13 protein-coding genes are annotated in these 14,377 nt (G+C 61.2%); 6 read left to right on the top strand and 7 right to left on the bottom strand.

What is annotated here, in order from left to right; translation table 11 throughout:
• Positions 1-347: 347 nt before the first annotated feature.
• Positions 348-1,322 (top strand): D-glycerate dehydrogenase, encoded by a 975-nt coding sequence (locus CAF76_RS15345; protein ID WP_085647725.1) that lies wholly within the window; start codon positions 348-350, stop codon positions 1,320-1,322.
• Positions 1,323-1,474: 152 nt separating this feature from the next.
• The gene (locus CAF76_RS15340) at positions 1,475-1,984 is read left to right on the top strand and encodes a DUF2165 family protein (protein ID WP_082934356.1); all 510 of its coding nucleotides are present in this window, start codon (positions 1,475-1,477) and stop codon (positions 1,982-1,984) included.
• A 28-nt stretch (positions 1,985-2,012) separates the two neighbouring features.
• Here the strand turns inward: CAF76_RS15340 and CAF76_RS15335 are convergent, their stop codons facing one another.
• Positions 2,013-2,915, bottom strand: coding sequence for a DMT family transporter (locus CAF76_RS15335; protein ID WP_064593500.1), 903 nt, complete (start codon positions 2,913-2,915; stop codon positions 2,013-2,015).
• Positions 2,916-3,054: 139 nt separating this feature from the next.
• On the opposite strand from CAF76_RS15335, the gene CAF76_RS15330 reads away from it, so the two are divergent.
• A complete protein-coding gene (locus CAF76_RS15330) occupies positions 3,055-3,930 on the top strand; it encodes a helix-turn-helix domain-containing protein (protein ID WP_085647724.1) in 876 nt (291 codons plus the stop codon).
• On the opposite strand, the gene CAF76_RS15325 is transcribed toward CAF76_RS15330, so the two are convergent.
• The 6 genes from CAF76_RS15325 to CAF76_RS15300 form a co-directional block, all read right to left on the bottom strand.
• Positions 3,931-6,360: a TonB-dependent receptor gene (locus CAF76_RS15325; RefSeq protein WP_085647723.1), complete on the bottom strand. Its 2,430-nt coding sequence runs from the start codon at positions 6,358-6,360 to the stop codon at positions 3,931-3,933.
• 104 nt (positions 6,361-6,464) lie between these two features.
• Positions 6,465-7,454 carry a FecR family protein gene (locus CAF76_RS15320; protein ID WP_085647722.1) on the bottom strand — a complete coding sequence of 330 codons (990 nt, stop codon included), beginning with the start codon at positions 7,452-7,454 and terminating at the stop codon, positions 6,465-6,467.
• Positions 7,451-8,017, bottom strand: a complete 567-nt coding sequence (locus tag CAF76_RS15315; RefSeq protein ID WP_074691725.1) for an RNA polymerase sigma factor — start codon at positions 8,015-8,017, stop codon at positions 7,451-7,453. Before CAF76_RS15315 ends, CAF76_RS15320 begins: the two co-directional genes overlap by 4 nt.
• Before the next feature lies 1 nt (position 8,018).
• Positions 8,019-8,345: a DUF3325 domain-containing protein gene (locus tag CAF76_RS15310; RefSeq protein WP_085647721.1), complete on the bottom strand. Its 327-nt coding sequence runs from the start codon at positions 8,343-8,345 to the stop codon at positions 8,019-8,021.
• Complete coding sequence (locus CAF76_RS15305) at positions 8,346-9,935, bottom strand: PepSY domain-containing protein (RefSeq protein WP_085647720.1); 1,590 nt, start codon at positions 9,933-9,935, stop codon at positions 8,346-8,348.
• Entirely contained in the window at positions 9,932-10,237 is a 306-nt protein-coding gene (locus tag CAF76_RS15300) for a DUF3649 domain-containing protein (protein ID WP_085647719.1), read from the bottom strand. Before CAF76_RS15300 ends, CAF76_RS15305 begins: the two co-directional genes overlap by 4 nt.
• A gap of 175 nt (positions 10,238-10,412) precedes the next feature.
• On the opposite strand from CAF76_RS15300, the gene CAF76_RS15295 reads away from it, so the two are divergent.
• The 3 genes from CAF76_RS15295 (at position 10,413) to fecA (ending at position 14,312) form a co-directional block, all read left to right on the top strand.
• Positions 10,413-10,901 carry a sigma-70 family RNA polymerase sigma factor gene (locus CAF76_RS15295; protein WP_064600677.1) on the top strand — a complete coding sequence of 163 codons (489 nt, stop codon included), beginning with the start codon at positions 10,413-10,415 and terminating at the stop codon, positions 10,899-10,901.
• Positions 10,898-11,827, top strand: coding sequence for a DUF4880 domain-containing protein (locus tag CAF76_RS15290; RefSeq protein WP_085647718.1), 930 nt, complete (start codon positions 10,898-10,900; stop codon positions 11,825-11,827). The genes CAF76_RS15295 and CAF76_RS15290 overlap by 4 nt, the downstream gene beginning before the upstream one ends.
• Before the next feature lie 151 nt (positions 11,828-11,978).
• Positions 11,979-14,312, top strand: a complete 2,334-nt coding sequence (gene fecA, locus CAF76_RS15285; RefSeq protein ID WP_085647717.1) for a TonB-dependent Fe(3+) dicitrate receptor FecA — start codon at positions 11,979-11,981, stop codon at positions 14,310-14,312.
• Positions 14,313-14,377 lie beyond the last annotated feature (65 nt).

The following is a 14,377-nucleotide window of genomic DNA, read 5'->3' as shown; positions in this document are numbered from 1 at the left end:
AATCATCCGGGGGTGGGAGCGCAGCGACCGTGCGGCGCAGCCGCATGCATCGAGAGGAGGTGCAGCGAAGCAAACCGTAGGCGATGCCCCCGGATGAATCCCGGAACGAAGGAACACCGAGCCAAAGCGAGGTGCCGAACGCCGGGGCCAAGCCTTTTGCTTACTTTTTGGCGTTTGAAAAAGTGAGCCGCTGTAAGAGCGGAACCGCCAGCCGCAACACCCGAAAAAACGGATATACACCCAAACCCCAGAAGCCTGGTCGGCCCAAAGGCCGCCAAGACAACCCCAAACAGAAAATGTTAGCTTGCTTGGCATCACACCAGCCGCCAAGCCCGAGCCAAATGCCAATGAAAAAAACAGTCCTGGCCTTCAGCCGCATCACCCCCCCAATGATCGAACGCCTGCAACAAGAGTTCGACGTCATCGTCCCCAACCCGAAAAACGGCGACATCAACGCCCAGTTCAACGAAGCCTTGCCCCACGCCCACGGCCTGATCGGCGTCGGTCGCAAACTCGGCAAGGCCCAACTGGAAAACGCCGCCAAACTCGAGGTGGTCTCCAGCGTCTCCGTCGGCTACGACAACTACGACCTCGCCTATTTCAACGAACGCGGGATCATGCTCACCAACACCCCGGACGTGCTCACCGAAAGCACCGCCGACCTGGCCTTCGCCCTGATCATGAGCAGCGCCCGCCGCGTCGCCGAACTCGACGCCTGGACCAAGGCAGGCCAATGGCAGGCCAGCGTCGGCGCACCGCTGTTCGGTTGCGACGTGCACGGCAAGACCCTGGGCATCGTCGGCATGGGCAACATCGGCGCTGCCGTCGCCCGTCGCGGCCGCTTCGGCTTCAACATGCCGATCCTCTACAGCGGCAACAGCCGCAAGACCGAACTCGAACAGCAGCTCGGTGCACAATTTCGCAGCCTTGACCAACTGCTGGCCGAGGCCGACTTCGTTTGTCTGGTGGTGCCGCTCAGCGACAAGACCCGCCACCTGATCAGCCACCGCGAACTGGCGCTGATGAAGCCGGATGCGATTCTGGTGAACATCTCCCGTGGCCCGGTCGTCGACGAGCCGGCACTGATCGAGGCATTACAGAACAACCGGATTCGCGGTGCCGGTCTGGACGTTTACGAGAAGGAACCGCTGGCCGAATCACCGCTGTTTCAGCTGAAAAACGCCTTGACCCTGCCTCACATCGGCTCGGCCACTCACGAAACCCGCGAAGCCATGGCCAATCGTGCCCTGGCCAACCTGCGCAGTGCCCTGCTCGGCGAGCGTCCGCAGGATCTGGTGAACCCGCAGGTCTGGCGCGGATAAACAAATCGGGCAAGTACTGTAAAGTGCTTGCCCGTTCAACTTTCAGCCAATACATACTTTGCAAATCAACACGCCAACGAAATAAACCATCCCGCTATAAACTTTCCCGGCTTTATCCAATACAAAGATAAACACACCGGAGAATAGTAACCGTGAGAATTTCCAATACCGATCAATTAATCCGTTACAGCAAAGTCTGCCTGATGGCTTACATCAGCTTCTTTGGACTACTGGTGATGTACGGAAACGTGACCGACTACTCGGCAAACTATGAGTACGTCGGACACATCCTGAGCATGGATACGACACAGATCAACGAGAACATACGTTACAGGGCGATTGAATCGCCGATGATGCACCACCGGATCTATTGGTTCATCATCACCACGGAAGCGATCTACACCGCTTATTGCCTGCTCGGTACTTATTATCTCTACCGCAAAGTCAACGAGTCCGCGGCTGTCTTTCACGAGGCAAAAAGGTTCTCGATCATTGGCTTGCTGATTGCGATCTTCACCTATTATGTTTGCCTGCAAACCATCGGTGTTGAATGGTTCGACATGGACACTTCACAAGTATGGAATGCGAAAGACTGGGCACGGCACATTGTCGATTTCATGTTACCGGTACTGATTTTCATAACATTGAAAAACGAGCGTTGAATAATCAACGCTCAAGACTCAATCAATCTCAGGCCAACTTTCCATGCTTCGCCACAACCGCAACTTCGGGTTTACGAAACACCAGCACATTCCCCAGCATCACCAATACCAGCCCCGCCAATGCCGGTGCCGTCCATTGATAGCCTTCGGCGAAGGCCGAGACATTCAGCGCCACCACTGGGAACAGCACCGTGCAGTAGGCGGCGCGCTCCGGGCCCATGCGGCCGACCAACGTCAAGTAGGCGGTGAAGCCGATCACCGATCCCGGAATAACCAGATATAGAAGCGCGCCAATGTAGCGCGACGTCCACTCCATCTCGAATGGAATGCCCTTGACCAAGCACCACACCGAGAGCATCGCCGCACCGTAGGCCATGCCCCAGGCATTGGTTGTCAGCGGCTTGAGACCGGCCTTCTGTTGCAGGCTCGAGAGCATGTTGCCCGCCGAGAAGCACAAGGTGCCGCAGAGTGCCAGACCCAGGCCCAGCAGGGTTTGCGGACTGGCGTGATGCCCGGCCAGCTCCGGCCAGAACAACAGACCTAGGCCAGACAGCCCCAGCGCCCCGCCCATCAGCACATTGCGCGCGATGCGTTGGCCGAAGAACACCCGCGCATTCAGCGCGTTCCACAACGTCGCCGTGGAAAACACCACCGCCACCAGACCGCTGGGGATCCATTGGCTGGCAGTCAGGAAACACATGAAGTTGACGCAGAACAGGCACAACCCCTGCGCCACACAGATCAGATGCCCGCGCCGGTTCATCGGTTGCAGCCGACGGCTGAGCAGCAACAGCGCAAACAACACCAGCGCCGCGAGACCAAAGCGGTAGACGATCGACACCGGAATCGCCACCACGCCCAGTTGCCACTTCAAGGCTATCCAGGTGGTGCCCCAGATCAGCACGGTCAACAAATACAACGACAGGTTCATGGCAGACACTCCTCGATTGGGTTTCAGTGTCCGCCTGCGCCTTCACCCCTCGCTTGCATAAACTTGCGCTTTTGTCGGCGTGCAGGCTGGCAGCGCAACATCTACGGAGTAGGATGCAAGGCGTTGAAGAGAACCGACCATGGCCGCCATCGATACCCTGCAAGTCTTTCAAGCCTTGAACAGCTCGCCCAACGCATGCCTTGTGCGCAGCGCCGAGTTGGGGGACGGCCTGTCCGCAGCCTTGTGGACCAACCACCACGACGCCCGCGACTATGACGCGCCGAGCCATCACACGCTCTCCTGCTACATCGCTGGCGGCACCGGCACGTTCCGCCGTGGCGCCCCCGCAAACAAAGGCAGTCCGGACAAGTTGTGCATCCTGCCAGCCGACCACGAGTCGGGGTGGGTGATCAATGGCGACATTCGCCTGGCCCACCTGTATTTCAGCGCCGAACAATTTGCCTTGGGTTGCGTCACGCTGCTGGATCGCGAGCCCCGGGAAATGCAGCTGCGCGAACAGACTTTTCTGGAAGATCCACAACAGGCCCGACGGTTTCGCCAGTTACTCACTCTCAATTGGGACGAGCCTGGCGAGCGGCTGCTGACCAGCAGCCTGGCCCACGAACTGATCAGCCAAACCTTGTTGAGCCAGGTCGGCGTACGCCACGGCTTGCGCCTCAAGGGCGGGCTGGCGCCGCATCAGCGCCGGCAACTGGTGGAGTTCATCGACAGCCAACTGGCCGAGCCGATCAGCCTCGGGCAATTGGCGGGGTTGTGTGCGTTGTCGGAATACCACTTCGCGCGGATGTTCCGGGTGAGCTTCGGACTGCCGCCACATCAGTATGTGCTGGCGCGGCGTTTGAGTCGGGCGCGGGAGTTGTTGCGCGGGACAGCGTTGCCGTTGGGCGAGATTGCCCTGGCGTGTGGATTTGCCAGTGCCAGCCACTTCACCAACCGCTTTCGCCAGGTGCTGGGTGGAACGCCCGGCGAGTATCGCCAGGCGTTTTTGCGCTGATCAGAACTCCAGCGTGCTCGACAACGAAATCTGCCGCGAATCGCCCATCGACACGAAGAAACGGCTCGCCGCCGAGGTGTAGTAGGTGCGATCGAACAGGTTCTTCACGTTGAGCTGGAACTTGACCTTCTGCCCCTCGACCCGGGTGTCGTACGTGGCGAACGCATCGGCCACGGTGTAGCTCGGCAGATCGAAATCGTTGACCGCGTTACCCGCTCGTTCACCGACATAGCGCGCGCCGGCGCCGACCCGAAGTTGATCACCACCGATCACGCTGCCGAAGTCGTAGACCGCCGACAGCGAGCCGGTATTTTTCGCCACGTTCTGCAGCCTGTTGCCTTTGTAGTCCGGATCTTCCGTAACCTCGGCGTCGGTATAGGCGTAGCTGCCGATCATGCTCCAGCGGTCGCTGAGCTGGCCGGTCAGGTCCACTTCCAGGCCCCGGGAACGCACTTCGCCGGCAGCGCTGTAAATCGTCGTCGGGCCTTCGGAATTGGCCACCAGCACGTTGCGTTTCTTGATGTCGAACAGGGCGATATTGCCGGTGACACGCCCCGGAATGTCGAGGCGTGCGCCCAGCTCCCAGGACTTGGCTTCTTCCGGCGCGATGCTGCCATCGAGCACGGTGCTGCTGCCGCTCAGCGGCGCGATGGTCGAGTTGGGTTTGAACGATTCGGTGTAGCTGCCGTAGAACGACAACGCGTCGGTATAGCGATACACCAGACCCGCGCGCGGCACCCACTTCTGGCCGTTGCTGTCGGTGTTGGCCTTGAACGGCACGCCTTTGCCGGCGTACTGGTCGTATTCCTGGAAGCGCCCGCCGGCCACCAGAATCCACTGGTCGTTGAGGTGGATCGAGTCCTGCAGGAACACCGAGTCGCTGCGCAGCAGATCGGTTTGCGCACTGTCCGCCGGGCTGACGGTGGTGCCTTCAACTTCGCGACCGTAGACCGGGTTGACGTAACTGAAGGTGCTCAGGCTTTTCTGGCGGATCAGGTCGGCGCGGTAGATCTTGCGGTACTCGTCGTCGACGCCGAACACCAGATCATGCTGCATGCCCAGCACATTGACCTTGCCTTCGAGGCTGGCCGTGGTGAAGCGGTCGGTGCTGATCGCGCCTTGCGTGCCATCCATGCTGCGGGTCAGGGTGCCTTTTTTGGTGTCGATCGCGGTTACGCGGACCTGGCTGGCGTCGTAGGTTTCGCGATTCCAGCTGTAGCCGAAATGGGCTTTCCAGTCGTCGTTGAGTTCGTGATCGGCCTCAAAGTGATAGAGATCGGAACGCCCTTCCATGTCGTTGAATTTCTCGTCGAGCCGCTCGTTGCGCGAGATATCCAGCGGATGGTTGGTGCGTGGATCGATCAGGGTTCCACGATCAAACGGGGTCAGGAATTCACGGTGCTCGTAAGCGAACAACAGCTTGGTGCGCTCGCCGTACCAGGCCAGCGACGGTGCAACCAGGGTTTCGCGGTGGGTGCCGAAATTGCGCCAGTAATCTTCGTCTTCGTGATCCAGCACCATGCGATACGCGAGGCCGGAATCCCCCAGCGCACCGGTGCTGTCGAAGGAACCGCCGCTGCCATTCTTGCCGTCGCCGTAGGTCGAGCCGCGCAGGGTCAGTGCGTTGTACTGGGTCAGTTCGGGCTTCTTGCTGACCATGTTGACCACGCCGCCCGGGTCCTGAATCCCGTAGAGCAGCGAGGCCGGGCCCTTGAGCACCTCGACGCGATCCACGGTGGCGTTCATGCCACGGCCCTGCACCACCGGCATGCCGTCGCGCATGATCGAGCCGTTGCGGTTGTCGCCGAAACCGCGGGTCATCACCGAATCCTGGGTGCTGCCCAAGGTGTTGCCCTGGGTGATGCCGCTGACGTTGGCCAGTGCATCATCAAGATTGCGCGGAGCCTGATCGCGAATGACCTGAGCCGGAATCACGTTGACGGTCTGGGGGATTTCCTGAAGCGAAGCGGAAGAGCGCATCACCGAACTGGTTTCCGGTGGCTGGTAGCTCATCGGCTGGTCGACCACCGAGGTGATGTTCGTCGCGCCGAGGTTCAACGCGCCTGCGGTCGGTTGCGGTTCGAGCGCCAGGGTATGGCTGTCGGTGCGGCGGAAGGTCAGGCCAGATCCGGTGAGCAGACGTTGCAGCGCCTGCTCGGCACTCATCTGGCCGTTGACCGCTGGAGCAGTCAGGCCATAAGGCGCTTCATCGGTATAGACCACGCTCTGCCCGGTGACACGACTGAAATCACTCAGGGCCTGAGGCAACGGCTTGGCAGCCAGGGAAAAACTGAATTGCTTTTGCGGCTGGCTGCTGACGGATTCAGCGGCCAGCGCCACGCTCAGCGGCAACAGGGCCAATGCCGAAAAACTCAAGGCTGAAACGCCCAACCACTGTTTGACCGAACCCGATTTTGCCCTGGACTTCATTGCTCATGACCTGTGTAGAACCGCAACGGATGCGAATGACTCGCAGTTTCAGTCACTACACGGATGGCGTCCGGGTTTACCTCACCACAAAGTTGAAAATATTTTCAGCGCAGGATGATCAGCTTGCCCAACACTTGATGCTGCTCGAATCCCAACACCCCTTGCAGCGAATTCAACACGGCTTGCGGATCCTTGCTCGGAAAGCTGCCGCTGACCTTGCGCGCCCCCAGTTCGTCGTTGAGCAACACGATCCGTCCGGGGTAATAACGGCGAAGATCCTGCACCACATCGGCCAGTGTCGACTTGTAGTAAGTCAGCCAGCCCTGGCGCCACGCCAGTTGCGCTTCGCTGTCCACGGCGTGCAGTTTTTCCGCCGTGCCTGCGCCGTACGCCACTTGCTGCCCGGCAGTGAGAATCTGCTGTTGGCCGTCAGGGGATGCCGTCACGCCGACGCGTCCGGACAGCACCGTCACCTGGGCGCCTTGAGGTTGCAGGCGCACTTCGAACTGAGTGCCGAGCACCCGCGCCTGGCCCTTTTCAGCCTCGACCACAAAAGGATCGCCCGTGTGAGTCACGCTGAAAAATCCGGCGCCTCGGCGCAGTTGCACATGCCGCTCGCCGTGACTGAAGTCCACAGCGATGGCGCTGTCGGCGTCCAGTGTTACCTGCGATTGATCGGCCAGAGTCACGGTGCGGATCTCGCCCGGTGCCGACACGTAATCGGCGCCCAGATCATCGATCCAGCGCTGCGGCTGCCAACCGCTGCCGAGGCTGATCATCAGCAGTAGACAGGCCGCCATCGCCAGCGCGCCGGCCCAGCGTCGAAGCGATGCACGGCGCGGTCGATCCATCGCGTTGAGCAAACTCTGCAACGCCAGCGCGTCTTCATCGGCCAGGGTGCGCGCCGGTCCTTCGCTCAACTCCCACACCACTTGCGCCTGGGCGTAGGCCTCGGCGTGAGCCGGATCGGCATGCAGCCATTGACTGAAGGTCAGTTGATCGCCGGTGCTGGGGCGGTCGTGCAACAGGCTCAACCAGGCAAAAGCGGCCTGTTCCTGCGCGGGCGTCGGGATGACGCGGTCGGTGTGATTCACGGTGCTTTCCCTGGCAGGCGTGGCGCGGGTTCGCGCAGGCTGGCCTTGCAGGCCTCGAGGGCGCGCATCATATGTTTTTCCACAGCACTTTGGGACAGGCCCATGGCCTTGGCGATCTCGGCGTACTTGCGCCCGTGGATGCGATTGAGCAAAAAGATCTGCCGCGTGCGCTCGGGCAAGGCGCGCAAGGCCGCTTCGACGTGGCGCAAATCGTTGCCCGCTTCGAGCGCCGCCTGCGGTTCGCTGGCGCTGCTGTCCGGCTCGTCCGGTTGCCAGCCTTCGTTGACCCGCACCCGAGCGCCTTCGCTGCGCAAATGATCGATGGCGATGTTGCCGGCGCAACGCAACAGGTAGGTGCTGAGTTCTTCGACCTGTACCAGCGGCCGCCGCCAGAAACGCAGAAACAGATCCTGCACCAGATCCGCCGCCGTCGCCCGGCAACCGACGCGCCGGCTCACCAGCGCTTCCATCTGCGAACGCTGGGACAGGAACACCTGAAGAAAATGCGCACGGGCGCCGTGGGGTTCGTCGTCGCGGTGCTCGGGAGGATGGCCGATCAGCATGTCAGTTCAAGGCCCATGCAGCGACCGGGCTGGCGAACAGGCTCAGTCCGGCCATGGTCAAGGCCAGGCGTGGGCGATAGGGCAACAACAGCACCAACGTCAGCGCACTGAGCATCAACACTGCGCACCAGTCGACCAGACCAAAACTCCAGCCCTTCATGGCAACCGCCGCCCACAGCGACAGCCCCAGCAACAGCCAGCCTGCGAGTTTCAAACCTTGCCGACGGCGGGTCGAAGGTTTTTGACCCAGCAGCTCTTCGTGATGCCGAGGCATCGCCAGGCACAGCGCCGTGAAAGCGCAATAACAAAGCAACAGCGGCAGCAGCATTCAGTTCGTCCCATGCTCAAGGGTGATCGGCCGGGCCGTTTCGCGGGCTGGCTTTTGCACGCTGACGATGTGTCCAGCGCGCTGCATTTTCCGGGCGGCCCAGGCGAGAAAGAGGCCACTGCCCAGACACGTCAGGTCGAAACCGGCCAAGGCCCAGTCACCTTCGGGCACTGTCACGCCGAGGTGATACGGGGAGGTCAAACCGTTAAGAAGCGGAACCGCGACGAACAGCGCAGCCCCCAGCGACAGCTGTTCGACCCAGGCCTTGCGTACCGGCCGCAACATCGCGTGCACCACGCTCAAGCCCCAGGCGATGAAGAACGCGTTCACTTCCCAGTCGGCACGCCCGGCCAGATTCACCGGCAGCAGACGATTGGCCCAGAAGAACACGGCGACCGCCGCCACCAGCCCGGCCATGCTGGCAATGTTCAGCACTTGCACCAGCCGCAACTCGAAGGGCATCACACCGCTTTTGATGTGTTTGAGCTGACGCTTGCCGAGCCAGATCACCAGCCCGGTGCCGATCATCGCCGTGCCCGCCAGACCACAGATGAAATACAGCCAGCGCAGCACCGGTCCGGCAAAGTGGCCCATGTGCAAACCGTAGAAACTGCCAGCAACCGCCATCGCCATCGGCTGATCGGGCGTTGTGCCGATGACTTGTCCGCTGACACCGCTGAAGGTCACGGCGCTGCCGGAATCATTCACCACTCGGTCGGAGCCCGCACGGGACATCACCACCGAGGCATTGGCATCGCCCGGATTGTTCACGCTGATACGCCCGACATGTCCACCCGACCATTGCTCGCTGGCCGCCAGCAACAGGGGCGCCAGCGGTGCCAGTGTCGCCGGTTGATTGGCCCGTTCAGGAATGCTGGATTCGGGAAAAACCTCGTCGTAAAACGCTCGAACGTTGTTGCCGTACGAAGCCAGAATGCTCGCCGGCATCACCATCGACATGAAGATCACCAGACTGCTGTAGGTGATCATCAGATGAAACGGCAGCACCAGCACAGCCACCGCGTTGTGCCCGTCGAGCCACGAACGCTGGCCCTTGCGCGGGCGGAAGGTGAAGAAGTCCTTGAAGATTTTCTTGTGGGTGATGATCCCGGTGATCAGCGCGACAAACATCACCATCGCGGCGATGGTCGAGAGCCAGCGGCCCCACGGATAAGGCATTTGCAGCTGGAAGTGGAAGCGGTAGAAAAACTCGCCGCCCATGCTTTCCCGGGCCTGCACTTCGACACCGGTCTGCGCGTCGAGCGTCTTGCGGGTGAATGCGCCGCGTTCGCCCGGTTTGGCTGGCGTCTGCTGCCAGCCCACGCTCAGACCGGGATCGCGGGCGTCGGGCAGGCCAATGATCCAGCGCGAAGCGTCGGGGGCGTTTTGTTGCAGATAGTGCTGGGCCAGCGTCAGGCTTTTTTCGGCATCCAATGGGTGCGCCTGGATTTCCGGCTGCATCCAGTGACTGGTTTCGTCCTTGAAATAGGCCAGGGTTCCGGTCAGAAAAATCGCAAACAACAGCCAGCCGAAAACCAGCCCGGTCCAGGTGTGCAGCCAGGCCATCGCCTGCCGGAAGCCCTCTTTCATGCCAGACCCAAACCGCGCGCTGCCCCGGAAACGGTCGCCAGGATCACGCTTGGCACCAGCAGACCGACCCATGCCGACCACGCCGTGCGACAGGCGAAACACCAGAGCACCGCCACCAGAAAGACCAGGAACGAAACGGTCATGCCGGTCACCACTGCCTCGGCGCGGTTCAGCGGCAGCCACAACGTCAGCGTAACGCTGGCCAATGCCGCGACCAGATAGCCGCCGAACACCGCCGCGAGCACCCGCGAAGTGACGGCCAGACGATAGGACAGGGGAAGTGTGGCGAGTTTGGCTTTCATGTTTCGACCCTGAAACGATTAACGTCCGACCAAGACGCCGAACGACAGGCGAGCAATATTAATGATAAATATTCTCATACGCAAAAGAGTCTGATTGCCGGGCACCCTCCGCAGCCCTACAATGCGAACCATTCTTGTTCTCTAACGCATCCTGCATGCGCCCGGAGTGATGCCGTTGCCGTCCGCCCATCCTGTCGAATCGCTCTATCAGGCCCACCACAGTTGGCTCACCGGCTGGCTGCGGCGCAAACTCGGCTGCCCGGACAGCGCCGCCGATCTCGCTCAGGACACCTTCATCCGGGTGCTGACCGCCCGCGAGCCGCCAGTGATTATCGAACCGCGCGCATTCCTCACCACCCTGGCCAAGCGCGTGCTGTTCAACCATTACCGCCGCCAGGACCTGGAGCGCGCCTACCTCGACACGCTCGCGCAGATACCGGAAATGGTTGCGCCTTCGGAAGAAGAGAAAGCCATCATCCTGCAAACCCTGATGGAGCTGGATCAGTTGCTTGATGGCCTGCCGCGCGTCGTCAAACGCGCATTTCTGCTGGCGCAGGTCGATGGCCTGACTTATCCGCAGATCGCCGCCGAACTGGGCATTTCCGTGGCCACGGTCAAACGTCATCTGAACAAGGCAGCGATGCGCTGCTACTTCGCCCTGTGAACCCGTCGATGGATTTTTCCGCGCAGGTCGCCGAACAGGCGGTGCACTGGTTGCTGGAAATGCAGCAAGGCCCGTTGAACCCGCGCCAGCAACAAGCCTGGCAGCAATGGATCGATGCCCACAGCGAACACCGCCGCGCGTGGGAGCACATTCAGCGGGTCAATTCGCGGTTGCGCGGGTTGTCGTCGCCACTGGCCCACGCCGCACTGAATGCGCCGAAGTCCGGCAGCCGTCGTCAGGCGCTGAAGTTGTTGCTGATTCTCGGCGCCGGTTCGGCGGTCACCTGGGGCATGCGCGAGCACAATCCGTTGCCATCGCTGCTGGCCGATTACCGCAGCCCGATTGGTCAGCGGCGCAAGATCTCGCTCGGCGCCGACGGCCAGTTGCAACTCAACACCGCCAGCGCGGCGGATGTCCGGGGCGATGGTTTGATCCGTCTGCTCGAAGGCGAAATGCTGCTGACCGCCACGCAATCCTTCGACGTGCAAACCGCCCAAGGCGTGCTGAAAACCCAGGGCGCACGGATCAACGTGCGTCAGTTTGCCGACCGCACGCAGATTGCACTGTTTGAAGGTCGGGTCGAATTGAACGCACAAGGTCGCGCGCCGATGCTGCTGCCGGTCGCCCGACAACTGAGTTTCAGCACCACCGGCGTCAGCGTGGCAAAACCGCTGGACGCCAACAGCGGCGCCTGGGCCGACGGCATGCTGGTGGCCGCGCACATGCGTCTGGGCGACTTCCTCGATGAACTCGGTCGCTACCGGCGCGGGCAGCTCCATTGCGATGCGAAAGTGGCTGACGTGCTGATTTCCGGGACTTATCCACTGGACGACAGCGAGCGGATTCTCGACCTGCTGGAAATCAGCCTGCCGGTAAAAGTGAGGCGCTTTACCCGTTACTGGGTGACGGTCGAAGCTAAAGCCTGATCGTTCTCACGTCGAGGTGTCGAACCGTCCGCGTGGGAATGCAGCCCCGGGACGCTCCGCGTCCCCTGCAAAAATAAATGAGCCGTTTTTCAGATCTGGCGTGACAGAGAAGGAAAGCCCCCTTGATTCAACCTTCTCAGGACCGTCCTCCATGCACCCCACCCGCCTCACGCCGCTGGCCCGAACCCTGCGCAACCTCGTTCTCGGCGCCAGCCTGAGCTTCAGCGCTCTGCCCCTTGCGCAGGCTGCCGAAACCAAGGCTTATCACATCGCCCCGTCGTCGTTGGAAAACGCCCTCAACCAGTTCGGCCGTGAAGCCGGTGTACTGATCTCGTTCGGCTCGCAAGTCACCAGCGGTGTGCAAAGCCGTGGTCTGGAAGGCAACTACACAGCGGAACAAGGTCTGAATGCGCTGCTCGAAGGCACCGGCCTGCAAGCCCGCGCCGAGGGTGGCAATGCCTTCAGCCTGCAACCGTCGAACGACAGCGCCCTGGAGCTGGACACCTCGAAAGTGGTCGGCGACTGGCTGGGTGAGGCTGCGCAGGTCAACGTCTTCGAACATCCCGGTGCCCGTGACGTGATCCGCCGCGAAGAGTTCGAGCGCCAGGGCGCGACCCAGGCCCGTGACGTGCTCAACCGCATTCCCGGCGTCAACGCGCCGGAAAACAACGGCACCGGCAGCCACGACATGGCGCTGAACTTCGGTATTCGCGGTCTCAACCCGCGCCTGGCTGCACGTTCGACCGTATTGATGGACGGCATTCCCGTGCCGTTCGCGCCTTACGGTCAGCCGCAGTTGTCGTTCGCGCCGATCAGCATGGGCAACATGGACGCCGTGGACGTGGTGCGTGGTGGCGGCGCCGTGCGATACGGCCCGCAGAACGTCGGTGGCGTGGTCAACTTCGTGACCCGGGCGATTCCGGACGAGCCGACCGTCAAGGGCGGTTTCCAGTCTGAAACCAGTCCATCGTCCAGCCATGACGGCTTCAAGACCAGCGCCAACCTGCTGGCCGGCGGCACCAATGCCAACGGTCTGGGCGGCGCGTTGCTGTACTCCGGCACTCGCGGTGGCGACTGGCGCGAACACAGCGATACGGAAATCGACGACCTGATCCTCAAGGGCAAATACCAGCTCGACGAGGCCAACAGTTTCAACGCCATGGCCCAGTATTACGAAGGCAAGGCCGACATGCCCGGCGGTCTGAATGTCGCCGATTACGATGCCGATCCGTACCAGTCGACCCGGCCTAAAGACCAGTTCTGGGGCCGTCGCACGATGTTCAATTTCGGCTATCGCTATCAGGAAGATCGCCGCGAGTTCACCGCCAATACCTTCTTCACCAAGACCCTGCGCAGCGGTTACCTGGATCAGGGCACGTTCCTGTCGCTGTCGCCGCGCGAGTATTGGGTGCGCGGTCTGGAAACCCGCTTCGCTCAAGGCTTCGACCTCGGCGCCACCAGCCATGAAGTCGGCGTCGGTTATCGCTACATCAACGAAGCCGGCCACGAACTGCGCTATCGCACCCCGATTGCCAGCAACGAGTATCCGACCACCAACAGCCGCAATGACCGCGACACCCGTGGCGGCACGGAAGCCAATGCATTTTTCGTCGATGACCGGATCGACATCGGCAAGTGGACCATTACCCCGGGCGTGCGCTACGAGATGATCGAGTCGCAGCAGACAAACAATCTGACCAACGTCAAATACAAGGGTGACTACAACACCGCGCTGCCGGCGCTGAACGTGCTGTATCACCTGTCCGACAGCTGGAACCTGTACGCCAACACCGAAGGTTCGTTCGGTAGCGTGCAATACAGCCAGATGCCCAACCGCGTCAGCAGCGGCGAAGTGAAACCGGAGAAGGCCCGCACCTGGGAACTCGGCACCCGTTACGACAACGGTGCGCTGCGAGCGGAGATCGGCGCATTCCTGATCAACTTCGACAACCAGTACGAAAGCAACCAGACCAATGATTCGGTAATCGCCCGTGGCGAAACCCGGCATCAGGGCATCGAGACCAGCGTCAATTACGCTCTCGACGACTTGAGCCCGGCGCTGGCCGGCTTCGATGTCTATGCCACTTACGCCTATGTCGACGCAACCATCCGCGAAGATGGGCCGAACAAGGGCAATCGTGTGCCGTTCTCGTCAAAACACAAAGGCACGATCGGCGTCGGTTACACCGAAGGGCCGTGGAAACTGAACCTGGACAGCAGCTTCCAGAGCGACCAGTTCGCCGACAACGCCAACACCTCGAAAGAAAGCGCCGACGGCAGCACCGGCAAGATCCCCGGTTACATGCTGTTCAGCAGCCGCGCCGGTTATGACTTCGGCCCGCAGCTGTCGGACCTGAACGTGGCGGTGGGGGTGAAGAACATCTTCAACACCCAGTACTTCACCCGTTCTTTCGATGACAACAACAAGGGCAAGTATGTCGGTGAGCCGCGCACGGTGTACGTGCAGACCTCCGTTGCTTTCTGATCCCTGCTGAAAACAGAAAGGGCCTGCAATTGCAGGCCCTTTCTCATTGGGTGGCTTGGAAAATC

The sequence above is a fragment of the Pseudomonas sp. B40(2017) genome (assembly GCF_002112855.1).
GTDB classification, from domain to species: Bacteria; Pseudomonadota; Gammaproteobacteria; order Pseudomonadales; family Pseudomonadaceae; genus Aquipseudomonas; species Aquipseudomonas pharyngis.
This window is presented reverse-complemented; position numbering and strand designations above follow the sequence as displayed.